This is a genomic window from Streptomyces europaeiscabiei (assembly GCF_036346855.1).
Classification (GTDB): domain Bacteria; phylum Actinomycetota; class Actinomycetes; order Streptomycetales; family Streptomycetaceae; genus Streptomyces; species Streptomyces europaeiscabiei.
Genome location: NZ_CP107841.1, coordinates 879,601 through 905,791, shown reverse-complemented (window position 1 = coordinate 905,791; position 26,191 = coordinate 879,601). Strand labels below are relative to the sequence as shown.

Sequence of the window (26,191 nt, the reverse complement as noted above, 5' to 3'; positions counted from 1 at the left end):
GTTAGGGTCGGCTCCATGGCTACCCCTGATTTCATCCGCACACTCCGTGCCTCCGCCGGCACCCAGCTGCTCTGGCTCCCCGGAGTCACCGCCCTCGTCCTCGACGACGAGGGCAGAGTGCTGCTCAACCGTCGGTCCGACAACGGCAAGTGGTCGCTCATCGGCGGCATCCCGGACCCGGGGGAGCAGCCGGCGGCCTGTGCCGTGCGGGAGGTCTACGAGGAGACGGCGGTCCGGTGCGTGCCCGAACGGGTCGTCCTCGTCCAGGCGTTGGACCCGGTGCGGTACGACAACGGGGACGTCTGCCAGTACATGGACACCACGTTCCGCTGCCGTGCCGTCGGCGGCGAGGCGCGCGTCAACGACGACGAGTCCCTCGACGTCGGCTGGTTCTCGCTGGACGCTCTGCCGGACCTGAGCGAGTTCGCGCTCTTCCGCATCAAGCAGACGATGTCCGACACGGTCACCTGGTTCGACCCCATGGTCTGAGGCCGAACCGGCGTGGGTGGGCCCTCGCTCCGCGCAGGTCTCCTATGACCTCGCCGCCGAGGTCGTCATGAGGGGTCCGTGGTCCGCGTGCGGGCCACGGCCATCCGGAGGGTGAGGGCGGTCGTGACTCCCGCCACCAGGCCCCAGGTCAGGGCTGCCGGGATGCCGTCGCCGAAGCCGGCGGCCACGGTCAGGTCCCAGCGAAGCTGCGTCCCGTCGACCAGCATCCGCAGGAACTGGCTCGTCAGCAGGCCGAGGACGGTCGCGCAGACGGCGCCGACCGCGAGAGCGGGAACGCCGGCCCGGGTGAGCAGGCCGGGCAGCAGGCGCAGAGACCACCACACCACGGCGAGCAGCGCGACGTCGAGGGCGCGGTACAGGAGCCAGTCGCCGAGCGGTGTGCCCGCCGGGCCCGCCCAGGCGCCGAGCAGCAGCCACTGGCGCAGGAGGTCGCCGGGTTCGGAGAGCAGTCCGCCGCCCGAGAAGGCCGTCTGGAGGGTGGCGGCGACCGACTGGTAGGAGAGGACCACGAGGGACAGTGCGATCACCGCGGTTCCGGCGGTCGCGGCCAGGCGTGCGGCGCGTGCCGGGACGACCTCCTGCGGCAGCGGACCGGCGCCCTTGGCGGTGACCCGCGCCACCAGAACCGTCGCCACGGCGGCGACCAGCGCCGTCGCCACCAGGACCTGCCGCCCCGAGGAGATCACGCCCGCGAGCTGGGGCAGGAAGCGGTAACTGCCGTGTCCCTGCGAGGCGATCAGCCACGGCGCGGAGACGGTGACCGCCAGCGTGCCCGCCACGACACCCCAGGCCCACACCGCGAGCAGGGCCGCCGTCAGCCGCCCGCGCACCGGCGGCAGTCTGCGGACCAGGAGCAGCGCCCCGGGCACGAAGAAGGCGAGGACGGCGGCGAAGCGGATCTGCAGCGCGGTCGAGTACAGCGAGAGGTAACGGGAGCTGTCGCTCCGGAAGGTGTCCCCGACCCCGCCCACCGCGGCGCCGAGTTGCGACGAGGCCGGCGGGTCGTACGACCACGGGGCGAGCCAGCGTTCGAGGTCGGCGGCGGCCTGCGCGCCCAGCACGTCGGTGGAGCCCTGCAGCCGCAGCGCGCTCTCGCTCGCCCCCGCCCACCACAACAGCGCCGTGAGCAGCAGCCCGCCGACCACCGCCGGTATCGCCGCACGCCGATATGTCATGTGCCGTCCCCCGATCGACCGTGTCCCCGTGAACTCCGTTGGCCGAGGTGGAGATTACGGTGCGCCGGTCACATGTGGATCACAGGGGTGCGTCGGCTTGCGTGACCGGCGACACTCGCGCGGGGGTTCGCCATGCCGTGCCGCGCAGTTCATGGCCCGGCCCGGCCGTCGCCGCCCGTCGGTGTTCGAGCTCTGCCAGTCGTCGGCGCGTACGAAGACCGGCTATGGGCGCTTCTCGGGGAGCGCAGGGTGACGCCGGTGAGGGGCATGTCGAGCAGGGGCGGTTCGCCCGGCAGGAAGCGGTGGCCCGCCCGACTCGCACACACCCTCCGGGGCGAGGGACCGGACGGCGAGGGTCAGTCGGCCGACGCGGCCGGTGGCCTCGACGGCGAGCTCGAAGCCGTGCGGTACGGGCTCGATCGCCTCGGCGGTACGGGAGCCGAAGCCTCGCCCGACCGCGGTGTGGAGGGTCGGGGCCGACGTACAAGAGTCGATCGCCGGGGCCGGCCGGGAAGAGCCGGGTGGGCGGGGCGTCGCCGAGCGCGCGCGGGGCGTGTTCGGTCCTCGGAGTCACCCGTGGCCGGCGCCCCTGCCGACCGTGGTTCGGTGCACGGTGCTCCTGGCGGCACGTCGCACGGCGTGGCAACGGCGTGCGTCTCTCAGTCCACGCGTCGCAGTACCGTCTCGACCAGCTCCCGCCGGTACGTCGTGTACGCGGCCCGCAGCTCGGGTCCGGGCCAGCCCTCCGGCAGGAGTTCGGGGGGCAGGACGGGGTCGGCGAGCAGATGCCGTACGGCAGCCGCGAGGGCGGTGAAGCGGTCGGCGGGCCGTCGGGTCCGCTCGATATGGGCGAGCAGTGCCTCGGCGGTGGCGGCCCAGGCGTCCAGCGGCCACAGGCTCGCCGCCAAGTTCCCGGCGGGCAGGTGGCCGTCCCCCGCGGCCAGGTCCTCGGCCTTCGAGTCTCCGGCGGTCGGATTCCGGGCTGGCTGCTCCGGGCGGCCGGTGAAGTACTGCACCGTCGGGCCGAGTTCCGGCGGCCGGGTGCGCCGCAGGTTGGCAGGGCGCAGCCACACGCCCTCCCGTAGCTCGGCGAGTCGTAGGGCCGTCAGGCGAGTGCGGAGGTCGGCTCGGTCGGCGGGGCGGCGGCCGGCCGTGGTGACGACGACCATCTCCCAGTCGCCGTTCCACGGCCGGGTCCCGGGGTGCACCGACTCGTCCTGGCGGCGTTGCCGGTCGAGGAGCCGGTCGCTGAGGCGGTACACGGCGTCCGCGCGCCGCAGGTCCCCGGCCGACACCATTCGGCTGAGCGCGGCCCGCAGCGTGGACCCGGAGACCCCGAACGCCTCGACGTGGCGTACCAGGTCCTTCACGGGCAGCTCCGGCGGATGCATGCCCAGCAGCAGGCTGAGGACGACCGACCGCGCCGACAGCGGCCGCAGTTCGAGCTCGGTGGGCCGCCCCGGCGCGTTCGTCTGCATGACCCCGTACTGTACGGGGCACTCGATCACTGTTGCAGAATGGCTGCGACCGCAGAGATAGTGCAATACTCGCCGCATGGTCTCGATACTCGCGCACACACAGCCGCAGTACGCCACGCACGACGTCACCAACCAGCCGCCGCCCCTCGCCCCGTACGACGCCTCCGAGGACGTGGCGCTGCTGGAGGGGCTGCGCCGGGAGGGTGCGGAGTGGGCCGAGAAGGACGTCCGGCGGCTGGGGCTCACCGCCGGTGGCGTGGAGGCGCAGGAGTGGGCCGAGCAGGCCAACCGGTACACGCCGGAACTGCGTACCCACGACCGTTACGGCAACCGCGTCGACGAGGCCGACTTCCACCCCGGCTGGCACCACCTGATGCGGACCGCGGTGGGCGAGGGCCTGGCGGGCGCGGCCTGGGCGGACGACCGGCCCGGCGCCCATGTCGCGCGCATCGCGGGCGCCCTGGTGTGGGGCCACACGGAGGCCGGGCACACCTGTCCGACCTCGATGACGTACGCGGTCGTGCCCGCGCTGCGTCGGCAGCCGGAACTGGCCGCCGTGTACGAACCGCTGCTGACCGGCCGGGAGTACGAGCCGGGCCTGCGGGTGCCCACCGACAAGCGCGGACTGCTCGCCGGGATGGGGATGACCGAGAAGCAGGGCGGCAGCGACGTACGCGCGAACACGACGACGGCGACGCCCGGTGCCGAGCCCGGTGTCTACACCCTGCGCGGGCACAAGTGGTTCACGTCGGCGCCGATGTGCGACCTGTTCCTGGTGCTGGCCCAGGCGCCGGACGGGCTGACCTGTTTCCTGGTGCCGCGCGTCCTGCCCGACGGCAGCCGCAACACCTTCCGCATCCAGCGGCTCAAGGACAAACTGGGCAACCGCTCCAACGCGTCCTCGGAGCCGGAGTTCGACGGCACCGTGGCCTGGCGGGTCGGGCCCGAGGGGCAGGGGGTGAAGACCATCATCGAGATGGTCAACTGCACCCGCCTCGACTGCGTGATGGGCTCGGCGACGCTGATGCGCAGGACGCTCGTCGAGGCGGGTCACCACGCACGCCACCGAAGCGCGTTCGGCGCGAGACTGCTCGACCAGCCCCTCATGCGCAACGTCCTGGCCGATCTCGCGCTGGAGTCCGAGGCGGCCACCACCCTCACCCTGCGGCTGGCCGGCGCCGCAGACCGGGCGGTGCGCGGGGACGAGGGCGAGCGGATGTTCCGCCGGATCGCCACCGCCGTCGGCAAGTACTGGGTGACCAAGCGGGGCCCGGCCTTCACCGCGGAGGCGCTGGAGTGCCTGGGCGGCAACGGCTACGTCGAGGACTCGGGCATGCCCCGCCACTACCGCGAGGCACCCCTGCTGTCGATCTGGGAGGGCTCGGGCAACGTCAACGCCCTCGACGTGCTGCGGGCGTTGACCCGGAACCCCGGCACCGCGGAGGCGCTGTTCGCCGAACTCGCCCTGGCCCGGGGCGCGAACGCCCGGCTCGACGCGGCCACCACCCGGCTCAAGGACGCGGTCCGCGAGGCCGACCAGGCCGGTGCCCGGCGTCTGGTGGAGCGGATGGCTCTGACCCTGCAGGCCGCCCTGCTGGTCCGCCATGCCCCGGCCGCGGTCGCCGACGCCTTCTGCGCGACCCGGCTCGACGGCGACTGGGGGTACGCCTACGGCACCCTCCCGGGCTCCGCCGACCTGGACGGAATCCTGCGGCGGGCCCTGCCGGCCGCGTGACGGAGCGGCCGGCGTCTCAGGCGGGGCCGACCCCCTGCGGCCGGGGCCTCGGGTGCCGACGGCCGTGCGGATCGCGTCGGCCTTCTCCTCGGTGAACACACCGCTGTCGAGAAGCGAGAGGGCCGAGAGGACCGAGAGGACTCCGCCGCCGGAACCCCAGCTGGCCTCGTCTTCGCCCCGGAGATCGACCCACCACGTCGGCGCGGGCTGCGGAATGCAGCCGGCTCGGCCGGCGCGGCCAGGACCCGCTCGATGGCCTGACGCCCTGACGCCCTGACGCCCTGACGCCCTGGCGCCAGTCCGAAGTGCGCCTGGAATCCGGCCCGCGCGGCCGGGGCGAACCGGCCGACCTCGGGCATGAGCACGGCGTCCGTCAGTGTCCCGGCGGACGCCCGGCGCTGCTCCAGGCTCGGACAGCCCTGCGCGGTGTTCGCGGTGTTCACGGTCGCGGGTTCCTCCTGTGGTGATCGTTGTAGCGGGATGGCACGCCGCTCCATGGCGATCGTCATGACGGTGGCGGGGTGGCGGACAGACGTTCGTACTGGCCGTAAATCGCGGTAAGGTAGCCCTAAGTGGATATCTGTCCGTCAGTGCCGAACGTGTGTCAGGGCGGAGGGCGAGTGGTGTCGACGAGTGAGGTGCCCCAGCGGTCCGACGCACTGCGGAATCGTGAGCGCATCCTGGAGGTGGCGCTGGCCGAACTGTCGCGTTCCGCCGACGTCCCGATCAGCGTGATCGCCAAGAAGGCGGGCGTCGGGCAGGCCACGTTCTACCGCAACTTCCCCAGCCGTGAGGCGCTGGTCCTGGAGGTCCACCGCCAGGAGGTTCAGCAACTCATCGACAGTGCCGCCGAGTTGCTGCGGAACCGGGAGCCCGACCAGGCCCTGCGGGAGTGGATGGACGGCCTCGCCCGCTACGCCACGGCCAAGGCGGGCCTGGCGGACGCGCTGCGCCGGGCCACCGCCGCGACGGGAGCCCCGGCGAAACCCGGATACCCGCTCCTGGTGGCAGCGATCGAACTCCTGCTCAATGCCAACCACGAAGCCGGCACCATCCGTCCGGGAGTGAGCGCCGACGACTTCGTCCTCGCCATCGCCGGCATCTGGCAGATCGACCCGCAGGGCGACTGGCAGCGGCGGGTAGCCGGTCTCTTTGACCTCGTCATGCGCGGCCTGCGCACGGGAGCGCCCGGCCGGAAGTGAGACCGCCGGGCCGGTTCGTGCCACTTCGGTGCCGAACAGGTTCAGCGCCGCGCGTACGCTGCGTCCAGTCGCCCGGCGGAGGTTCGGCGGCGGGCGCGGTCCGATCGACCGGTTCGTCCAGGATCCTCGGGGCGCGGTAGGTGGCCAGGGCAACGCCGAAGGCTGGGCGCCGCGCCCGGACGAGCCGTCGTAGGGGGTGCGCGGCATCGTCGCGACAGGGGCCGGAGGACGTCGGCGAGCGAGCGGGCGGGGTGGCCGGCGGGCTCGGGGGCGGCGCTGCTGACGCCGTCGAGCCCGCCCGTCGAGACGGCCGTGCAGGTGGAGACCCGGGCGTCGAGCTGCCATGGCGGGGCGTTGTAGGAGGCGCGCGAGGCGAACGCCTCCTCGATCGTCGCGGACTGCTGGCGGACAGGGCGCCCGCGCCGCTGACAGCCCGAGCGCGGACCGAGCCCGTACAGCGCGGGGAGCAGCTCTTTGAAGCGGTCGGCGTCGCCGTAGTCGTACCCGGCGGCCAGGCTCGGCCCCGCACCGGCCGCGACCAGAACCCGGTCGGCCTCGTCGAGCCAGGTGCGGAGTGTCTTGCCGATGGCTGAGAGGGCGGCGCCGCTCTGGACTGGCCGCCGTACGGCTGGTCGACACCGGTGACGCCCTGCTGGCCCCCACCATCACCCGACGGCTGGTGGAACGCTTCGCCACGGAAGCCGCTCACCCTTCCGCCGCGCACGCCGACCTCGCCGCCCTGAACCCCCCCGCGAACTGGAGGTCCTGACCCTCCTCGGCCGCGGCCTGTCCAACACGGAACTCGCCGCCCGGCTCACCCTGAGCGAAGCCACCGTGAAGTCCCACGTGGCCCGCATCTTCTCCAAGCTCAACCTGCGCGACCGCGCCCAGGCCGTCGTGATCGCGTATGAGAAGGGACTGGTCAGAGCCAGGGACTCCTGAGACAGCGGGGGACCGCCGCGCCCGGACGGGCGTGATCGCGGTGGGGAACGAAGATCGGGTCGGAATCGTTCACGTGCTGCACATCAACTGAAGGAGCAAGCCCGTGTCCGCCAGACCGACGGACCCCCCGGGACACAGTCCCCGACCACCCCGCCAGACCTTGGACGCCGGTCTCGATCGCGGCACGCGACGGGGTGGTGCTCGATGAGTGCCGTGAACGCCGTACTCGGCCTGCTGGCCGTCCTCGTCCTGACCGCCGGTACGGGCTATTTCGTCGCCCAGGAGTTCGCGTACGTCTCCGTGGACCGGCTCGCCCTCGCGCGCGAGGCGGAGGCGGGCGACCGGCGGGCGGCCCGTGCCCTGACGGTGCTGGAGCGGCTGTCGTTCATGCTGTCCGGCGCCCAGCTGGGCATCACCGTCACGGGCCTGGTCGTCGGCTTCATCGCCGAGCCGTCCGTCTCCGCGCTGCTCGAACCGGCCCTGACCGGCGTCGGCGTCCCGCAGGGCGCGGTCGGCGGGATCTCCGTCGCCCTGGCCTTCGTCGCGGCCACCGTCGTCCAGATGGTGCTGGGCGAGCTGGCCCCGAAGAACCTCGCGCTGGCCGTCCCGGAGCGGCTGGCCAAGTCGCTGGCCGGCTCCACACTCGTGTATCTGAAGGTCGTGGGCCCGGTGGTGCACATCTTCGACGGCGTGGCCAACAGACTGCTGCGCAAGGTGGGCATCGAGCCCGTCGAGGAACTGCACCACGGTGCCACCCTGGAGGAGCTGGGCCACCTCATCGGCGAGTCCCACGAACAGGGCGAGCTGCCCAAGGACACCGCCGAACTGCTCGACCACGCCCTGGAGTTCTCCGAGCGGACACTCGACGAGGTGATGGTGCCGCGCGTGGCCGCCGTCTTCGTCCGCGCGGACGCCTCCGCCGCCGAGGCGGTCGAGCTGATCGCGAAGTACGGCCACTCGAACTACCCGGTGCTCGGCGACCACCCGGACGACGTCACCGGCGTGCTGGGCGTCCGCGAACTGATGCGGCTGCCCGCCGAACCCCTCACCGCCACCACCGCGGGTGCTCTCGCCCGCCGCCCGCTGCTCCTGCCGGACACCCTGCCGCTGCCCGACGCGGTGACGCGGATGCGGGAGCAGGACGACGAGTTCGCCGTGGTCCTGGACGAACACGGCGGAGTAGCCGGCATCGTCACGTACGAGGACATCGCCGAGGAACTGGTGGGCGACATCGCCGACGAGTCCGACACCGTCACCGAACTCGCCGTCGCCGACGGGGTGGGCTGGCTGGTGGACGCCGGGCGCCGCCTCGACGAGGTCGCCGACGCCACGGGTGTCGAACTGCCCGAGGAGGAGGACTACGACACCGTCGCCGGTCTGGTCGTGGACCGCCTCGGCCGCTTCCCGGCCATCGGCGACCGGCTCACCGTGGACCTGCCCGACGGCGGGCTCGCGGTCATCGACGTACGCACCCTCGACCGGCATGTACCGGATCGGGTCCGCCTGGAGCGGCAGCCCGTGCGCGAACGCGAGGAGGAACAGGCATGAGCTTCCCCATGGCGCTCTTCGTCACGGTCCTGCTGCTGATCGGCAGCGGGTTCTTCGTCGCCGCCGAGTTCGCGCTCGTCGCCGCCAAACGCCACCGCATGGAACAGGCCGCCGCCACCGGCCGACGCGGCGCCAGGGCGGCCCTCGCCGGTATGCGGGAGCTGTCCCTGATGCTGGCCGGCGCCCAACTCGGCATCACCGTCTGCACCCTGGGACTCGGCTCGGTCTCCAAGCCCGCCATCTCGCACGAACTCGACCCCCTGCTGCACGACCTGGGCCTGCCCAGCGCGCTCAGCTACGGCGTCGCGTTCGCCGTCGCCATGGTGGTCGTGGTCTTCCTGCACATGGTGGTCGGGGAGATGGCGCCCAAGTCGTGGGCCATCGCCCACCCCGAGCGCTCGGCCATGCTGCTGTCCCCGCCCTTCCGGGCCGTGGTCAGATCCGTACGACCGCTCATCGGGGTGCTCAACCAGGTCAGCAACGCCCTGGTACGACTGTGCAGGGTCACCCCGCGCGACGAGCTGGCCTCCGTCCACAACCGCGAGCAGCTCACCCATCTCGTCGAGGAGTCGCAGCGCCTCGGCCTGATCAGCGAGGCCGACTCCCAGCTGATCACCCGCTCGCTGACGGAGCCGGGGACCCCGGTGCGCGACCTCGCGGTCCCGGTCGCCGAGATCACCGCCGTCGACGCGGACGCCGACGTCGAGACCGTCCTGCGCGCCGCCACCGCACACGACCGCACCCGCCTCCTCGTCCGCGCCGAAGACACCACCGTCCTCGGCTCGATCCACGCCCGCGACGCCCTGGTCGCCCGGACGAAGGGCCGCGCGGTCACGGCCCGTGCCCTCGCCCGCCCGGTACCGGAACTGCCGGACGACGCGACCGTGGCCGACGCGATCGACGTCCTGCGCCGGCATCGTGCCACCCTCGCCGTCGTCCGCGACGACACGGGCCGCCTCACCGGGCTGGTCAGCCTGGACGACCTGCTGGCCCGCTATCTGCAACCCCGGGCGGCCTGACCGGCCGCCCTCGACACACCCCGCATCGACAGTGCGGTAGAAGTCTCCTGGAGCGTGATCGCTCAACCGGTCCCGCCGACCGCCCCGGTCGGCGGGACATCGCGCTGCGCGAAGGAGCAGGTACAGCAGGATGACCGATGAGCACGACCAGCACGACCGTACGTCCACGGACCGGCGGCCCCTGCGCCGGGCGCTCGCGGAATGGGCCCGCGCCGTCACGGAGGCCCGCTGGTTCGGCGTCACCGTGTTCGCCCTGATCCTCTCCAACGCGGCGCTGCTGGGCGTGGAGACGTACAGCGCGCTGGTGGCGGGCTGGGGCGTGTGGTTACGCCTCGCCGAGCACGCCTTCCTGGTCGCCTTCACGGTCGAGATACTCCTGCGTGCCTGTGCGCACGCCGACCGCCCTCGCGACTTCCTCCGCGACCCGTGGAACCTGTTCGACCTGACCGTCGTGGTCTCCGCGTTCCTGCCCGTAGCCCGCGAGAACGGCACCGTCCTGCGGCTGCTGCGTCTGGCCCGTGTCCTGCGCACCGCCCGCTTCCTGCCCCAACTCCGTGTCTTCATGGTCGCCGTGGGCCGCAGCCTGCCCGGCACCTTCAGCTTCCTGCTCGTCGGCGCCCTGCTCCTGTACGTCTACGCCATGGTCGGCTGGGTCTTCTTCGCCGACCACGACCCCGAGCACTTCGGCTCCCTCGGCCGCGCCGTCCTCACCCTCTTCCTCCTGATGACCCTGGACGGCCTCGGCGACGCGGTCCGCGCAGGCCTGGAGATCTCCCGCTGGAGCATCGTCTACTACGCCTCCTACGTCCTGTTCGCCTCCTTCGTCCTCGTCAACGTCCTCATCGGTGTCGTCATCAGCTCCCTCGACGAGGCCCGCGAGATGGAACGGGAACAGGAGCGGGAACAGGAGATGGCGGAACGGGAACAGCGGGAGACGGAACCGGGGAGACAGGAGACGGAACCGGGAGAGCAGGAGAGGGAGCCGGGACACCAGGAGAGGGGCCGTGCGCCGGGTGCTGCCCGGCCGGCGACAGGCGGGTGCACCGCTGCCGCCGAGGACGAACTGCGCGTCCGGATCCTGGCCGCCCGAGAGGCCCTCGACGCCCTCGAATCGAGCCTCCGCCAGGGCTTGCCGTCCCGGCACGAGGAGCCCTCCCGGCGCAGGGAGGCGGAGGAGCCGGTTCCGCAGCCCTCGGGCCGGAACTGAATAGGGGAATCCGTCTCGGCCCGTTCGGTACCGGGCTGGGTGAGCAGCGTGGCCCCGAGGGTCCCTCCCGCACCCCCACCGCGATCAGTACCGCACCGAGATCCGTCGGATCACCCTGACTGCCCTGCAGGGAGAGGGAAGCGGGTGGCGGTGACGCGTCCGACCCGGCCGGCGGAGGCGGGGCCGGACGCGTCGTGCGGAGGTCGCCGACGGTCAGCTGCCGGAGGCCGGTGGCTGCCAGGTGGCCTGGACCAGGGCCCGTTCGGTGCCGGCCAGGTAGACCGCGGTGGCGAGCCAGGCGCGGGCGTAGCGGTCCGGGTCGGGGTCGGTGATGCGGCCGAAGACATCGCGGGAGCGGCGGTCGGCCTCCGCGGTGAGCGCGGTCGACAGGTCGGCGGCCGCACGGAACCCGCTGCGCCGCAGGGCGGCTACGCCTCCGTTCCGGTCGCCGTCGCGGGCCGGCTCGGCGACCGCGCGGCGGCCCCCGGACACGGCGACCTCGACCAGTCGGCGCAGCCGCCACAACGGGGCCTCGGCGAGTGGGTCGGGCGGGACACCGACGAGGCCGTCCATGGTGGGCAGGTCGCCCGGTGGCGGGAAGTGCGCGCCCTGGAGCCGGTCGTAACCCAGATCGGCGTGGCCCTGCCAGCCGTCCGGCAGCCGCAGCGTCGCGTCCGTGTCCGGGACCGGGCCGATCGCGAGAGGGCGGAGTGTGGCGGCGCGATCGGGTTCGAGGCGGCCGAGCACGCGCAGCCGCAGGCCGGGCCGGGCGGCGAGCTGACGGAAGTTGGCGGTGTGCGCGAGGTCGGGGTGACCGTTGGCCGGCGTCAGCCGGACGAGGAGGCCCTCGGCTGCCGAATGCCCGGCGGTGGACAGCTCGCGGGCGAGCAGGTGGTCGCCCGCCGCGCCGACGAGGACCAGGTCGCAGCCGATCAGCGTGCGCGCGGCCTGCTCGGCCTGTTCGGGGTCGGCGCCGGGGCTGCCGGTGAGCCGTTCGGCGACCGCCTCAGCCAAGGGACGGGTGAAGAGGGAAGCGAGCGGCTCCGACGTCCAGGAAAGACCGGCGAGCGGAGTGGCCCGCACGCCCTTGCCGGAACCGAGTCGGCCGTCCGGGGAGAGCGTGGCGCCGGAGATCAGCAGCCCGCCACGGGAGAGCTGGGCGTGGTCGAGGGCGCCGGAGCCGAGAGCGACGGTGGCCGTGGCGGCACCCCGGGCGCGGGCCGGGCCGCCCGGTTTGATGTCGGCGACGGAGAACCAGCGCCCGTCGTCGGAGACGAGATGGGTGACGACACCGCCGTAGCCGGTGGCCGAGATCACCGGCTCCCGGCACACACCGTGCACCCGCAGACCGCCGCCCGGCCGGTAGGCGCGGCGGGCCGTGCCGACGAGGGCGGGATCCGGGTCCGCCGCCGACAACAGGCCGGTGGTGAGCAGCAGTTCCCGTACGTTGGCGACCAGGTCGGCCAGCCGGTGGCCGTCGTGCCGCGCACGGGCGCCGCGCAGCCCGCGCACGACCCGCAGGGCGGCCGCCTCGGCGCGGTGCAGCCCGGCGAGCCGGGCGGTGTGCGCGGCCCGCAACAACTCCGCCTGCGGCACCGCTCCCGCTGAGGGGACCCCGGCGGCGAGCACGGCCGCGGTGGCCGCCCAGAGGCCGGCCGCGGCGGCGACCTGGGCGGGGGTGGGGGCGTTCGCTTCGGCAGGGCGTGGCGTACCCGTGGTGCTCTCGGCGGCGCCGGTGCCTTCGGCTCTTCCCGCGCTGCGGGGATCGCCGGTGGCGGTCGGGCCGGCGGCGCCGATGGGTTCATCGGTTGTCGGTGGGTCCGTGGTGCGTGCGGCCTGCGGGTCGCCGGTTGACGGAGCCTCACTCTGGCTTTCGCTTTCGTGGAGGGCTTTTGACGTACAGGAAGGGCCGACCTCCGGCTCCGCGTCGGCCGTCGCGTCGGAGTCGGCCACCGGGCAGGCGCTCAGGACGGCGGCGCGGTGCAGACACCGGGGTGCGAGCAGACAACTGCACACCGCTCGCTCCGCGTCGGTCACCGCGCCCGAGGGTCCGGGCGTGAGCGTCACTTCGGCGTCCTCGCCGCACCGGACGCGCAGGGCACCGCCGTCGACCGTGACGGGCACTGCCGCGTACGTCTCGATGGCGGCATCCAGCTTCTTGCGCAGCCGTGAGGTCAGGCTCTCGACGGCGGCGGCCACCACGTCGGGTGCCACCGGGGGCAGTTCGGCGTTCATCGGTTCTCTCCGCGGAGGCGGTCGCCCACCCAGCGGGCGAGGGCGAGGGGACTGAGGGCGGCGACCGGCATCCCGGCCGCGACGAGCTGCTGGGCGACAGGCACCGAGTAGCGCGGGGTGCCGGTGTCGTCCAGGGCGGCACAGCCCATCAGATGCACCCCGGAACCCGCGAGCGCCCGTACCTCGCCGAGGAGCCCGCCCAGCGGGTAGCCCTCCTCGAAGTCGCTCACCACCACCACGAGGGTCCGGCTGGGCACGGTCACCAGGGAACGGGCATGGGCCAGCCCCGCCGCGATGTGGGTGCCACCGCCGACCCGTACCTCCAGGAGCAGGGACAGCGGGTCGTCCACCCGGTCGGTCAGATCGATCACGTCGGTCGAGAACGCCAGGAAGTGCGTCGACAGTGTGGGCACCCCGCCCAGGACGGCGGCGGTCAGCGCCGACCAGATGACGGAAGCCTCCATCGACCCGGACACGTCGACGACGAGGACCAGCCGCCAGTCCGCCTCCTTGCGGGACCGGGTGCTGAACACCGGCCGCTCCGGCACGACCACGGTCCGGCCGTCCGCCGTGCGGCGCGCGTGGGCCAGGTTGGCCCGCAGCGTGCGTGGCAGGTCGAGCCGGCCGCCGGGGCGGCGGGTCGGACGCGGGGTCGCCAGACCCGTGAGCGCGGGGCGCATCCGGGTGGCGAGTTCCTTGGCCAGTTCGTCGACCAGACGCCGTACCAGCGGGCGCAGCCTGGCCAGTTGCTGCTCGGGCATCCCTCCGGCGAGGGACAGCACGGACGTCAGCAGGTCGACCGAGGGGCGGACGGCCTTGGGGTCCAGCTCGGCCAGTACGTCCGTACGGCCCTGGTCGGCCGCCCGAGCCAGCACCTCCTCGCGGACCTCCGCGCCGAACAGCGCGTCCAGCTCCTCGGCCCACTCCCGGGCCGTGGGGAACGACGCGTCCTGACCGCCGCCCCGACCCTTGCCGGTACCCCGGCCGAGATCCGAGGAGCCCTCGCCCCGGCCGGTGCCGTACAGCTCGTCGAGCGCGTGCGCGTATCGGCGTGCGTCCTGCGGCAGTTTCTCGCTCTCCCGGCCGAGGAGCAGCCGCCATCGGTCGGTGGGGGTGAGGTGGAGGAGGCCGGGGAGCGGGGTGGCGGGCGCTGGGGCTTCGGCAGTCCTGGTGGCCGCGCGGCCGACGGAGGCTCTCGGTCCGGCGGAGTGCGCGGGGGTCTGCGAGACGCCGGTGGCGTCCGCGCCCTTGAGCGGCCCCACCGTGTCCGTACCGGTCGGCAGCCGCAGGGAGTCGACCGCCGCCAGGCCCGCCCTGTCCGCCGCCGTCCACAGCGCGAGGAGTGCCGGTGAGGCGCTGAGCGACAGGTCGAGGCGGTCGCCGAGGCGTTCGGTCACGGTGTCGAGGAGATGGTCGCGGCCGGCCGGGGTGAGCGTGTCGAAGCCGCCCCGGAGGGCGGGCAGCCGGTCCAGGAAAGCCTGGTCGGTGAGCGTGTCGACACGGTCGAGCAGCGGGTCCAGCGCGGTCGGCGCGGACTGCAGGAGCGGGGCCGCGCCGCTGAGCAGGCCGGTGAGACGGCGGGCCAGCGCGAGGCGGCCGTCGGGGCCGGTGGCCGTGTCGATCCAGCCGGCGCCCCGCGCCCCGAGGGTGTCGGCGGCGTCCAGGTCGAGCAGGACCCGGGCGGCCAGGGCCGCACCCTGGATCAACGGGGAACCGGTGCGTGCGAGGGTGCCCAGTGCGTCGTCCATGCGCAGGCCGAGGCGGTGTTCGCCGGCCCGCGAGGCGAGTGCGACGAGCGCGGCGGCGTCCTCCGGCTGGTCGCTGCCCGCGAGGCCGGGCAGTGCGCGGACGGCTGCCTCCAGGAGGTCGACGGCCAGTTCGGCTGCCGACAGCCTGCCCTCGGCCGTGGTGCCGGGCAGATGGCCGCGGCGCAGTGCCTCCAACAGGTCGAGTGCTTCGAGGAGTTCGGGGAGCGTGGCCGCCGCGGGAAGCACGGCGGCGGCGTCGGCCAGACGGTCGGCGACCAGCGCGGGCAGGTCGCAGCGAGCTGCCGCGCGCAGCCCGGAGAGAACCAGGGCGCAGGTGGGCCCGCCGTCCGCCGACTCCCTGCGGAAGGTCTCCCGCAGGGTGCCCTCGGCGGCCAGAGCCGCGGTCACGCCCCGTATCCCGGCCAGGTCGAGCCGTACGGGAACGGCTGGCGTCCACGACAGCCGCCATCGGGTGGTGAGCGCCGTACCGTCGCCCGTGCCCGCCACCTCCACGGCCTCGCCGTAACCCGCGCCGCAAGCCGCGAGGCGCTGGAGCAGGGTCTCGCGGCGGCCGTCGAGGGCGGAGCGGAGCGGGTCGAGCCGGAGCTCGCGCGAGGCGGGATCGTCCGGGCCGGGCAGCCGCAGTGCGGCCAACTCCGCCTCCACGGACGGGCCGAGACCGGAACGCGGTGTGCCCGGCGCGATCCGGCCCCGGTCCGTGCCGACCAGGACCACTTCGAGGGCCCGAGCGAGGGCCCGGCCCCGGCCGAGAGGCTCGCCCTGGCCCATCACCGCCGTCAGGGCCTCCAAAACCTCGCCCCGGCCGGGGGCCGCGAGTCCCCGAAGACTGGCCAGGTCGCACGCCATCCGCAGGGTCTCGGTGGCCTCGCCCGTGCCCGCGGTGTGCCCGGCCGCTCGCAGTTCCCGGCACACATCGGTGATCGCCCGCGCGGCGGCGCCCTGCAGCAGCCCGGGATCGCCCCCGGCCGTGAACACCGCCTGCTGCCAGCGCGGGTCCCGGATGCCCGCCGGGTACCCGGAACGGGAGTCCAGCAGGTCGAAGGCGTACGGGACGAGTGAGGTGACGACGGGCGGGTGCTCCCCGACGAGATCCGCTCCCCGGGCCCCGGCCGTGCCGCCGACCACGCGCGGGGCAGGCACCGCACTCTCCGCCCCCGCACGGTCGGCCGCGGACCCACCGGTTCCGGACCCGTCCGTCAGAGCCGGGGCGTGAAAGGCGCCGATCACAGCCGCGACCCGGCGGCCGCCCGCCGCCGCGCGGGCGATCGTGTCACGCATGTGAGCCTCGCGGGCCAGATCCACCGACGGCACGCCGCCCGCCGACTCGGCATCGCTGCGCAGCGCCCACCCCACGCCGAGGGCGGCACGACGGATCGCCTCGGGGGCGCAGCCGGGGGCGAGCACCTCCACGCAGCGGTCCCACAGGTCGTCACCGTCCCGTCCCGTCCCGGCGGCCGTGAGCGCGACCGCGAAGGCGGTGGGGGTGGAGACGGTGGTGCCTGTGGTGACCACGCTCCGAGTCCCCTCGGCCGTGGCGATGCCGCTCCCGCCTGGCTGCGGGCGGTCAGCGGACGCTTCCGGGCGATCCGCGTCCGACGGCGGGCGGCCCGCGTCCGACTCCGCTTCCCCCGGTCTCGTCCTCACGCTGCCCGGGCCCGATCCCGGGTGGTTCGTGTCCGCCCCCGGTCCGTTCGGGCCCGGCGCCGACCGGTCCGTGCCCGTCCCCGGCCCGTCCAGGTCCGTCCCCGGCCGGCCCGCGTCGAACTCCGCTCGGTCCGCGCTCCATGCCGGATCCGACATCGGCAGGTCGCAGCAGATCACCTCCACCCCGCGCTCGCGTGCCCAGCGCAGCGCGGCGAGTTCGGGGGAGAAGTCGGCGAACGGGTAGAAGCCGAGCCGTCCGCCCTCACCGGCCCCGGCCAGCGCGACCGGGGCGAGGGTGCCCGGAGCGGCGAGGTGGGGAAGCCAGGACTGGAAGTCGGCGGGCAGCTCCACGCAGACGACCTCGGCACCGGAGGCGTCCAGCAGGGCGGGCACGGCCGCGGCGAGGGCCGGGCTGTGGTGCCGTACCCCCAGCAGGTACGGCGCGGCGGAGTCGGCGAGGGCCGTGACGGCCGTCCGCGGTTCCTGAGCAATCGTCACCGAAGGTTCTCCCGCAGGTCCCAGAGGCGACGCCACGTCGCCGAACCGTCCTCGGCGCGACGGCGCACCGGACCGTCCCAGTAGCCGAGCAGCCGGGCGTGGTCGGCCGGGTCGTCCTTGCGGACCACGCCCAGCAGGTGCCCGGGGACGAGGTCGAGGGCGTCCCCGCCGGGCAGGTACGCGGCGGCCACCCCGAGGGAGGCCGCGACCTGCACGGCCTCGGCGGTGGACATCACCGTGCCGGGCCGCTCCACGTCCCAGCCCTCGGCGGAGCGCCCTTCGCGCAGATCGCGGAAGACGGTGACCAGCACGTCGAGCACCGCGTCGTCCACGCCGAAGGCCGCGCCCGCCCGCTGGACGGCCGCCTCGGCCTGCCGCCGGACCAGGGCCGTCTCCGCGTCCACGTCTGCGATCGGGTGCACGGTCTCGAAGTTGAAGCGCCGCTTGAGCGCGGCCGACATCTCCGAGACACCCCGGTCGCGCAGGTTGGCCGTGGCGATGACGGTGAACCCGGGCGCGGCCGGGACCTGGGAGTCGTCCGTGCCGGACAGCTCGGGCACGTTCACCCGGCGGTCGGACAGGATCGACACCAGGGCGTCCTGCACCTCGGGCAGACAGCGGGTGATCTCCTCGACCCGCGCCACCCGGCCGGAGCGCATGGCACCGAGCACCGGCGAGTCGACCAGCGCCTGCGGGGTCGGCCCCTGGGCGAGCAGCAGGGCGTAGTTCCAGCCGTAGCGGAAGGCGTCCTCGGTGGTGCCGGCGGTGCCCTGCACGGTGAGCGCGCTGGTGCCGCACACGGCGGCCGACAACAGCTCGGAGAGCATCGACTTGGCCGTACCGGGTTCGCCGACGAGCAGCAGGCCGCGCTCACCGGCGAGGGTGACCACGCATCGCTCGACCAGGGCGCGTTCGCCGACGAACTTGGGCGCGATCACCAGCTTGTCGGGCAGCGTCTCGTGGGGCTTGGCCAGCTTCAGGGTCTCGCCGCCGCTGCCGCAGACGAAGGTGACCACGGAACGCGGGGTCAGGCGCCAGCCGGGCGGGCGCGGGCCTTCGTCATGGGCGGCGAGGAAGTCGAGTTCGGTGGCGTGGCGCTCCTCGGCGGGCAGGGTCTGCCGGGCCGGAAGGGCCGTCGCCGTGTCGGTCGGGGTCATGAATGTCCTTGCTCAGTGGGTCGGCAGGTCTGTCTGTCGTTCCGGGGGGGGAGGGGGAAGCGGGAGATGAGGGGGTGGGACCGGGGGCGCCCGGCGGTCGGGCGCCCCTGCCTCGTCAGCGGAGGCACGCCCGCCTCCCCGGTGGCGGCGCCCCCGCCTCCTCAGCGGCGGCGGCCCCGCCGCACCTTCAGCTCCTGGAACCGGGGCGCGTCGCCGTCCTGCACGCGCTGCCAGGCCCTGCGGTACAGCTCGGCGGCCGGTTCGGTCGGCACGATCACGCCGAACGTCGCCTGCTCGCCGCTCATCAGGTCGCCGTACAGCGGCAGCTTCCACCGCTCCAGAGGCAGGCGCGGCGCCTTCGGGTCGACCCAGGCGCCGGGCAGGAAGAGCGAACGTCCGGCCCTGGTCCGGCTGGCCTCCACCACCAGCTCGCCCGCGGCCAGTTCGGCACGGGCCGCCTTGAGCCGGGCCGGCTTCCACCCCGTCCAGCGGGCCGTCGTACGGTCGGTCGGATCGGGCATGGCGAGCAGCATCAGATAGAGCGTGGCCGTGTCCTCGCCGATGCCGTACTCCTTGGCCACCTCCGTCACCAGCTCGGGCACGGAACGGCTGGGGTCCTGCGGCCACCAGGTGCCGTCCTTGCCCCGCTCCCCGGCGAGCGGGTCGCCCGGGTCGGCGAGAAGAGCCGCGTACCGGGGGCCGCGGGCCAGACGCAGCGCCACCTCGGCCGCGAAGGGCTGCTGGTCCTCGACGCGCAGCGCGGGAAGGTACGGGTCCTGGCCGGCCTCGTCGAGCAGCGCGACCCGGATGCCCGGCGCCGGCTGGTCGTCGTGGGTCGCCAGGATGACGGCGCCGTACCGCTCGAAGCCCTCACCGACCTCGGTCGGGGTGCCCGCGGTCTTCCGGAACGCGGGGAGACCGATGTACCGCCCGAGGTCCAGCACCAGCCCGGGGTGGGACAGCCGCTCGCGTACGGCGGTGAGCGCGGCGGGCAGCGCGGCCCGGAGCGGCTCTCCGGCGGGCAGCCGGTGGGCGAGCCAGGCGGCGAGGCCGACCGAGCCGACCAGCGTGTCCGCAGTGAACCCGGCCGCGGCGTCGCCGACGGGCTTGACCCGGTCGCCGTTGACCGCCCACTCCAGGTCACGGGTGAGCCGGGGCTCACCGGCCGGGTGCAACAGCGCGGGCAGGGCCTGGCGAACCTCCCAGTGCGAGTGCTTGACCGCGCGGAGCGCGTCGCCGAACAGTTCCTCGGGGACAGCCGTCCGCCTGCCGACCTCGCTGTTCCAGACCTCGGCCGCGGCGGCCACGTCCGGCCCCTCGGTCCACAGCCGGGCGGGATCGGCGGGCAGCAGGGCGGCCACCACCGCCGCGCGGATCCTGCCGTCGACGCTGCGCAGTTCGTCCTTGGCGACGGCCGCCGGGGCGGCCTTCACCCCGATGGTGGTGCGCACCTGCGTAGTGAGGAACGTGCGCTCGTGGACGTCGATGTGCGGCAGGCCGGCCACGATCAGCCGGGCCATCGTCCCGGTGACGCCCGTGAGCCGGGCGAACTCCTCGGCGGCCTCCGGGAACCAGGGCGCCGGTCCGCGCGCCGCCAGTTCCGCGAGGAACACACCGGGCGGCGGCGCCCCTCCCTCCTCGCCGAGCGGGGAGGACTCACGGAGGGTGTAGGGCTCCGGTGTGTCGAACCGTCCCGCCGGGTCGTGGAAGAACCCGGCGAAGACACCGCCGTTGTCGTCCAGCGCGCGGCGCTCCACGATCGCGACGAAGGCGCCGCCGCCCAGGGGAAGGAGTCCGTTCCACGAGCCCTCGCGCCACTGGCCCGACGGGGTGCGCAACCGGTCGGCCGCCAGGTGCAGGATCACCTTGCGCCACCGCTCGGACCCGGAGCCGCCACTCAGCCCCAGCGCGTCGAACCGGCCGAGCAGGGCGAGCAGCGCCTCCCGGTGCTCCTCCGCGGTGGTCCCGGCCGCCGCCCGGAACGTGAGAGCCGCGGCCCGGTCGAGCAGCGTCTGCACGTTCAGGTATCCGGTCGGCAGTTCGCGCCCATCGAGGTGCAGCCGGGCGGCGGCCTTCTCCGGAACGGTGGCGGCGGAGAGTCCGGTGGCCCTGCCCATCGCCCGCAAGGTACGGAAGACGGAGTCGTCCTCCTCGTCCCGGCGCCACCAGTAGCCGCTGACCATGCCGAGACCGCTCATGGCGTCGATGAGCACGGTGTCCGCCGGCCCGGCCGGGCCCTCGTCCTCCTCCACGCCCCCGTCGAGGGCCCGGGTGAGCCGGGCGGCCGCCGCGTCGAGGACGGCCTGCTGGCCGGCGGCGTGGCGCACGACTCCGGCGATGCCGGCGACCAGCGCGTCGTGCGTGACCGGCAGCAGCGTGCGGATCGCGTCGGGCAGCGCCCCCTTGTCGTCCTGGGCGGCCGCGGTCAGCAGGGCCGCCGACGTCTTCCCGTCGATGCGCCGCAGCGCGGCGGAGCCCTCCGGGTCGCGGGCGGTCATGCACTCCCAGAACTGCACCGGCGGCAGCAGCAGCGTGCCCTCGCCGAAGACACCCGGGGTGCGGTCCGTCTTCGCGACGGAGGTGACGACGCCGTCCGTGTCGACGATCTCGAGCTGCCAGCCGTGGCGGACGACGGCACGGGCCCGGTCGTCGCCCGGGAACACGACGAGCGCGGACGGCCTGCCCCTGTCGGCGGGCAGGGTGACGGTGTGCCCGGCGAGGTCCTGGCTGCGCCAGGAGCCGTCGGGCAGCTTGACCGTGCGGATGCCGACCACGCCGTCCACGGGTGCGGAGGCCGGCGCGCGGCCGACGGTCGGCGAGGGGCCGAGCCAGCCGCTGTCGAAGGCGCTGCCCTCGGGGGCGTCGCGCAGCGCGTCGGCCAGGAAGGCGGGCATGCTCATACGCCCGCGCCTGTCGGTGGTCGGGTCGTACTCGTACCAGCCGGGCGTGTCGTGCTCGCCCTCCGCGATCCACACCCAGTACGAGGCGCCGTCGAAGACCAGCCACCGCTCGTCGGGGATCGTGGTGTCCCCGACGTGCAGCACGCCCGCGCCGGTGGTGCGGCCGCCGCCCGGCAGGGGCAGGGTGAGCCTCAGGTCGGCCTTGTACCAGTCCATCTCCGTGCCACGGGTGCCGCCGGGGCCCTCCATGGTCCGGGGGCTGTCGGCGCGGGTGTGCCAGTAGCCGCGCAGGCCGTCGTTGCGGGAGCGCCAGTAGACGAGCAGCTCGCCGTCCACGTGGTGGAAGCCCGGGTCGCCCCACTTGTCGTTCGCCGGGATGCGCAGGTCGTGGGTGAGGAGCGTGCCCTGCGCGCCGATCACGCGGGCCTGGGCGGCGCCCGCCACCACGAGATGCGGCCAGGCGTCGGCGACGATGATGTCCTCGACATCGTCCTTCGGGACGAGGGTGGCGGTCGCGTCCTCCCAGGCGGGCCAGCCCAGTTCGTCGAAGAGCCCCGCGCGCAGGGTCCGCGACAGCACCGGCGCCAGGTCGGTGGCGACGGCCGCCCGCACCTCGTCCTCGGCGAGCGCCAGCGCCTCCGCGGGCAGCCACTTCAGCCGGGTGAGGGCGTCGGGCAGCTGGGGCAGCCCCACGGCGGTGAACCGCCGGACCACTGCGCTCACCCACCGCGCGAGCAGCGGGCGCCCGCCCGGCGACGCGGCCAGTACCCGGATCGCGCGCCGCCCGGAGTCGTCGTCACCGAACCGGTCCGCGCCGCGCCGGAAGGCGTCGTGGAAACGGGAGTCCGCGGTCAGCGACAGCAGCTCACGGTGTCCCTCACCCGAGGCCCACTGCTCCAGCGGCAGCGATCCGTCCTTCTGCGGGGCGGCCACGGGAACGTCGAGGGACAGCAGCAGATCCATCAGATCGATGTCGTGCGTGACCTGCAACTCACGCCCGGCAGTGGTGAGTTCGGCCCGCAACCGGTCCGCCGATCGCTCCACCAGCGGGTACAGCTCAGGCATCCGGGTGGAGCCGCGCCAGGACCGCGCCCGCTCCCGGAACGTCAGGAACCGCTCCAGCCAGCCCGCCGTGCCGTCGTGCGGCCGCTGCTCTGCGGGCAGGGAGCCGTCCCACAGTCCGGCCGTGGCGCCGGAGACCGTCAGTATGTCCAGCCACAGCGCGGGCATCTCGTCGTCGTGGGACGAAGGGAGCGTGTCCAGCAGGGTGCCCCGCACCTTCGGCTCGCGCGCCGCCAGCGCCACCAGCGCCGTACGGTGGCCCTTCCACCAGCCGGCTGCGGCGCGCAGCGTGGACGGCAGGACCAGCAGCTCGGCCAGATAGTCCTGTTCGGACAGGTCCGCGTCCCGGCCGGCGGCCCGTGCCAGCCTGCGCAGGTCGCCCGCCATCTGCGCCGACGGCGGCAGACCGCCCGCCGTACGCCGCAGGCACAGTTTGGTGAAGCGCCGCAGCGCCTCCTCGGCCGGGACCCGCGCGGCCAGCTCCTTCGCGTACGCCGACAGCACCTTCACCGGGAGTGCCCCGGCCAGGGCGAACTCCAGGAACACGGCGTCGAGCCGTTCCTCCTCGACCGTCAGCCCGTGCTCGGCCTCGGCCTTACGGGCGCGGGTGAACAACTGGGCCGCGTACGTGGCGTTCTCCTCCGCGAGGAACACCCGCCCCGCCTGCTCGTAGAAGGTCGGCAGGAAGTGCGGCACCGATGCCGCAAGCCGCTCGCCGAGCTCCTGGTAGGCGTCCATGGCCATCTTCGGCTTGGACTTCGCCTGCCGGGCCGCCCGCTCCAGGTCCGGCACGATGCCCAGCGCGTGGTGCCCGTCCGCCGGGTGGTGCACCAGCACCCACTCGGGGAAGCCCAGCGACTGCCGCAGCCCCAGCCCCACGACCTCCGGCTCCGCATCCTGCTCCAGCCCCAGGAACCCGGCGGCCAGATCCTCCGCCGCGCCCAGCTCCCCGGCGACCAGCCGCACCACCACCCGGTCGTCCAGGCCCGGATGACGGTACGTCCGCGCCGTCAGCGGCACCGCCCGCTCCCCGGCCCCCTCGGTGTCCGGCGGCAGCACCCCGCCCGCCGTCAGCAGTTCCTCGTACGACACCCGCGTCCCCCCGCTCATGCGTCCTTGCCCTCCTCGATCACGCGCCCGGCGTACAGCGCCGCGGCCATCCGCATCCCCTCCGACCAGGCCACCGGGCCCACATCGCTCAGCGGCAGTGCGCGGCCGTCCTGGTCCTGCCAGGTGAGGCTGCCGGTCTCCACCTCGTGGTCCCAGTACGGCTCCCCGATCCACACGGAGGCCTCGACGGTGCGCTCGCCGTCCCGCACCCGGGCGGTGCAGTAACCGCCGGAGACGCGGTAGCCCAGTGAGGTGGCGCGCGCGGCGAGGGCGAAGCGGGAGCGGAACTTGCCCCCGGTGAAGTCCCGCACCTGGGTCGCCTTGGCGGCGAGGCCGTCGGGCCGCCGCCACGTCGCCCGGTGTATCTGCTCGACGCGCTGGACTATGCCCAGCTCCGCCGCGAACTCCCGGATGTCGTCGAGGTCCGGCAGCAACACCGGGTGCGGCAGGGTCACCGTGCGCGGGGAGAGGCGGACCGTCTCCCCGTCCAGGTTCACGATCCGCAGCTCGCCGGAGTCGGTGGCGCCCCGCAGGAAGCCGACCTCGTCCGGGTCGTCGCCGACGACCGCGAGGTCGCGCAGCGCGGCCTGCCAGGCCTCGTCCGGCCACACCCGGGCCAGCAGACCGGTGGGTACGGGCAGTGACGACACCATCCAGGCGTCCACCTGTGTGACGCACGCCGCCGCGTGCCGATCCAGCCACTCGGCGAACCGCCGGAGCCGGTCCACCTCCGGGTGGTCCTTCAGAGCCTTCGGCAGCGACTTCAACTGCCGTCCCGCCGCCCGGCCCGAGGTGGCTCGCGCCGCCACCCGCCCCTCCACAAGGGCGACTTCATACCCGTCACCCGCCGACAGCCAACCCACGAAACACAGCCCTCCGCGTCAGTTCCACAAGAAGAAAGCACAGTTCAGCCGGGGAATCCCGGCCCAAGTGCGACCATGTGCGGAACGCTAGCGGCAGCCACTGACAATCGGTGCGGGCGCCCCCCGACAAGTCCCCTTCGACGCGCCGGGAACCCCGACGGCGAACAGGCAGCACGAGACGATCCCTCCGGCGTCCGGCAAGCCAAGCGAAGCGAGAACGCCGCCGCATCCGTAGACCTACGTAACCGGAGTACGTATTACCGGCCAGTCACCGATCCCGGATGTCGTAAGGCCGACGCGCTCACCCTCCGCATCGGCGCGCGTGGTGCAGAACGGGCAGCGTCGGCCTTCGGCTGTGCGGTCACCCACTGAACCTCGGTGAACGTGGCGGGCCGGCGCTGCCCGACAGGCAGTACTCGGAGGAGCCGGCGACCTCCGAGGCGGCGAACTCACCGAGCATCACGCCCCCGGCCATGCCCCGAAGACCGACGCCACCCCGTAATCCGGTTGAGGGCCGGGGAAGTGATGCGTACGGTGCCTGGGGTGATGAGCCCCGAGTCGGACAGAACGGAGCCGCCGGTCGGCGGCGGATCGTCCCTTCACAGGTGACCCCGTACGACGGCCGGTGCGCGGATGTTCCTGCCCGCCCTCGTCACCACCGGAGTCGACTTCGTGCCCCTGTTCGTCCACGTCCTGGGCCTTGCCGTCTTTGCCCAAGGCACCTCCGAGTTCATGCTGTCCGGTCTCGTGCCGGGTATCGCCCGTGATCTGTCCGTGTCGGTGGGCGCCGCCGCGAGCCTGACGTCCGCGTACGCCGTCGGGATGATCGTCGGTGCGCCGGTGATGGCCGCGCTGAGCGCACGGTGGCCACGCCGTCTCGCACTGGCCGGCTTTCTCACCGCGTTCGTCGTCGTGCACGTCGCCGGTGCGATGACGACCGACTTCGCTGTGCTGTTCGGCACCCGGATCGTCGCCGCGATCGTCAACGCCGGCTTCCTGGCGGTCGCGATGAGCGCGGCGACCACCCTCGTGGCACCGGCCCGGCGGAGCCGGGCCACCGCCGTCCTGCTGTCCGGGGTCACGCTGTCGTGTGTCGTCGGAGTACCCGCCGGCGCGCTGCTCGGTGAGTGGGCCGGCTGGCGTTCGGCCTTCTGGGCGGTCGCCGTCCTGTGCCTGCCCGCGCTGGCACTCGTGTTCCGGTCGGCGCCCGCCGACGCGGCCCACGGCCACGACATCTCGGTCCGCCGGGAACTGCGTACTCTCAACTCCCCGCCGGTGCGCACGGCGTCGGTCCTCGCGGCGGTGGTCAACGGGGCGACCTTCGCGACCTTCGCCTACCTGGCCGTGATCGCCACGGATGTCACCCGACTCCCCGCGGCCGCCGTCACCGGGCTGCTCGCGGCCTTCGGCGCGGGCGCCTTCATCGGCGTGAACATCGCCGGACGTACCGCCGTGGTGCACCTCCGGCGAGGCATGCTTCTCGCACTGTGGGTGTTGCCGGCCGGGTGGGCGGTCATGGCGGCGACCAGCGGTCGGACAGCGCCGATGTTCATCGTGGCGGTCGTTCAGGGCGGGCTGTCGTTCGGGATCGGATCGGCGCTCGTCAGCCGTGTCATGCACGCAGCGTCCGACGCGCCCGCCATGAGCGGGTCGTTCGCCACGGTCGCGCTCAACGCCGGTGCGTTCTGCGGCCCGTTGCTCGCCGGGGCCGTGACGGAGTCGACCGGCGACTACCGGGACGCCGTATGGGTCAGCGCGGCCCTCGCCGCCACAGCGGTCGCGGTCATGATCGGGTCGGCGACCGTCAGCGGTCCGCCGGGCGGACGCCCGACGGACCGCTGACCCCGGCCGGGCCCGGTCAGCCGCACTTGCCGCTCGGTCGGGCCCGGGCCACCACGTGGCCGATGCCGGTGGTCGAGTCGAGCCGGACCACGCGAGTGCCGGAGGCCGCCGTCGCGGAGAGCCGCTCGCCGCGGTTGCAGCAGACGCGGCTCCAGGAGACACGGTTCCAGGAGACGCGGCTGCGGAGTCCCCGGTTCGCCGGAGAACTGCCGGAGACTTGTGCGAACGCGCGGCAGACGGGCGTCGACACAGGCCCCACCTGCGCGAAGTGGCGAAGCTGTCCAGCCGTGAGAGC

15 protein-coding genes and 2 pseudogenes are annotated in these 26,191 nt (G+C 74.0%); 8 read left to right on the top strand and 9 right to left on the bottom strand.

Annotated elements, in window-relative coordinates; translation table 11 throughout:
* The first annotated feature begins 15 nt into the window (after positions 1-15).
* Positions 16-489 (top strand): NUDIX hydrolase, encoded by a 474-nt coding sequence (locus OG858_RS04205; protein ID WP_086753542.1) that lies wholly within the window; start codon positions 16-18, stop codon positions 487-489.
* A gap of 65 nt (positions 490-554) precedes the next feature.
* Here OG858_RS04205 and OG858_RS04200 read toward each other — a convergent pair whose 3' ends face one another.
* Both OG858_RS04200 and OG858_RS04190 read right to left on the bottom strand, forming a co-directional pair.
* A complete protein-coding gene (locus OG858_RS04200) occupies positions 555-1,685 on the bottom strand; it encodes a hypothetical protein (RefSeq protein ID WP_086753544.1) in 1,131 nt (376 codons plus the stop codon).
* Between the two features lie 659 nt (positions 1,686-2,344).
* Positions 2,345-3,163, bottom strand: coding sequence for a PaaX family transcriptional regulator C-terminal domain-containing protein (locus OG858_RS04190; RefSeq protein WP_319065219.1), 819 nt, complete (start codon positions 3,161-3,163; stop codon positions 2,345-2,347).
* 76 nt (positions 3,164-3,239) lie between these two features.
* Here OG858_RS04190 and OG858_RS04185 point away from each other — a divergent pair, with 76 nt between their 5' ends.
* Complete coding sequence (locus OG858_RS04185; protein ID WP_319261903.1) at positions 3,240-4,898, top strand: acyl-CoA dehydrogenase family protein; 1,659 nt, start codon at positions 3,240-3,242, stop codon at positions 4,896-4,898.
* A 54-nt stretch (positions 4,899-4,952) separates the two neighbouring features.
* On the opposite strand, the pseudogene OG858_RS48075 reads toward OG858_RS04185, so the two are convergent.
* A pseudogene (locus OG858_RS48075) lies at positions 4,953-5,395 on the bottom strand (hypothetical protein); the annotation flags it as partial.
* 123 nt (positions 5,396-5,518) lie between these two features.
* Here OG858_RS48075 and OG858_RS04180 point away from each other — a divergent pair.
* The 5 genes and pseudogenes from OG858_RS04180 to OG858_RS04160 all read left to right on the top strand — a co-directional run bounded on the left by OG858_RS04180 (position 5,519) and on the right by OG858_RS04160 (position 10,816).
* On the top strand, positions 5,519-6,100 hold the full coding sequence (locus OG858_RS04180; RefSeq protein ID WP_319261900.1) for a TetR/AcrR family transcriptional regulator: 582 nt from the start codon (positions 5,519-5,521) through the stop codon (positions 6,098-6,100).
* Positions 6,101-6,716: 616 nt separating this feature from the next.
* Positions 6,717-7,042, top strand: a pseudogene (locus tag OG858_RS04175) (response regulator transcription factor); the annotation flags it as partial.
* A 204-nt stretch (positions 7,043-7,246) separates the two neighbouring features.
* Positions 7,247-8,590 carry a hemolysin family protein gene (locus OG858_RS04170; RefSeq protein WP_327749320.1) on the top strand — a complete coding sequence of 448 codons (1,344 nt, stop codon included), beginning with the start codon at positions 7,247-7,249 and terminating at the stop codon, positions 8,588-8,590.
* Positions 8,587-9,609: a hemolysin family protein gene (locus OG858_RS04165; RefSeq protein ID WP_086753567.1), complete on the top strand. Its 1,023-nt coding sequence runs from the start codon at positions 8,587-8,589 to the stop codon at positions 9,607-9,609. The genes OG858_RS04170 and OG858_RS04165 overlap by 4 nt, the downstream gene beginning before the upstream one ends.
* Positions 9,610-9,739: 130 nt before the next feature.
* Positions 9,740-10,816 (top strand): ion transporter, encoded by a 1,077-nt coding sequence (locus tag OG858_RS04160; RefSeq protein ID WP_319065223.1) that lies wholly within the window; start codon positions 9,740-9,742, stop codon positions 10,814-10,816.
* Positions 10,817-11,029: 213 nt separating this feature from the next.
* Here the strand turns inward: OG858_RS04160 and OG858_RS04155 are convergent, their stop codons facing one another.
* The 5 genes from OG858_RS04155 to OG858_RS04135 all read right to left on the bottom strand — a co-directional run bounded on the left by OG858_RS04155 (position 11,030) and on the right by OG858_RS04135 (position 24,054).
* Positions 11,030-13,051, bottom strand: a complete 2,022-nt coding sequence (locus OG858_RS04155; protein ID WP_319261894.1) for an SWIM zinc finger family protein — start codon at positions 13,049-13,051, stop codon at positions 11,030-11,032.
* Positions 13,048-16,962 carry a vWA domain-containing protein gene (locus OG858_RS04150; RefSeq protein ID WP_328545127.1) on the bottom strand — a complete coding sequence of 1,305 codons (3,915 nt, stop codon included), beginning with the start codon at positions 16,960-16,962 and terminating at the stop codon, positions 13,048-13,050. The genes OG858_RS04155 and OG858_RS04150 overlap by 4 nt, the downstream gene beginning before the upstream one ends.
* A complete protein-coding gene (locus tag OG858_RS04145; RefSeq protein WP_327743102.1) occupies positions 16,959-18,119 on the bottom strand; it encodes an ATP-binding protein in 1,161 nt (386 codons plus the stop codon). The genes OG858_RS04150 and OG858_RS04145 overlap by 4 nt, the downstream gene beginning before the upstream one ends.
* 161 nt (positions 18,120-18,280) lie before the next feature.
* On the bottom strand, positions 18,281-23,191 hold the full coding sequence (locus OG858_RS04140) for a DNA-binding protein (RefSeq protein WP_328545128.1): 4,911 nt from the start codon (positions 23,189-23,191) through the stop codon (positions 18,281-18,283).
* A complete protein-coding gene (locus OG858_RS04135; RefSeq protein WP_086747445.1) occupies positions 23,188-24,054 on the bottom strand; it encodes a DUF4132 domain-containing protein in 867 nt (288 codons plus the stop codon). The genes OG858_RS04140 and OG858_RS04135 overlap by 4 nt, the downstream gene beginning before the upstream one ends.
* 672 nt (positions 24,055-24,726) lie before the next feature.
* Here OG858_RS04135 and OG858_RS04130 point away from each other — a divergent pair.
* On the top strand, positions 24,727-25,896 hold the full coding sequence (locus tag OG858_RS04130) for a Cmx/CmrA family chloramphenicol efflux MFS transporter (protein ID WP_086747447.1): 1,170 nt from the start codon (positions 24,727-24,729) through the stop codon (positions 25,894-25,896).
* A gap of 16 nt (positions 25,897-25,912) precedes the next feature.
* Here OG858_RS04130 and OG858_RS04125 read toward each other — a convergent pair whose 3' ends face one another.
* The gene (locus tag OG858_RS04125; protein WP_086747446.1) at positions 25,913-26,146 is read right to left on the bottom strand and encodes a hypothetical protein; all 234 of its coding nucleotides are present in this window, start codon (positions 26,144-26,146) and stop codon (positions 25,913-25,915) included.
* Between the last annotated feature and the right edge of the window lie 45 nt (positions 26,147-26,191).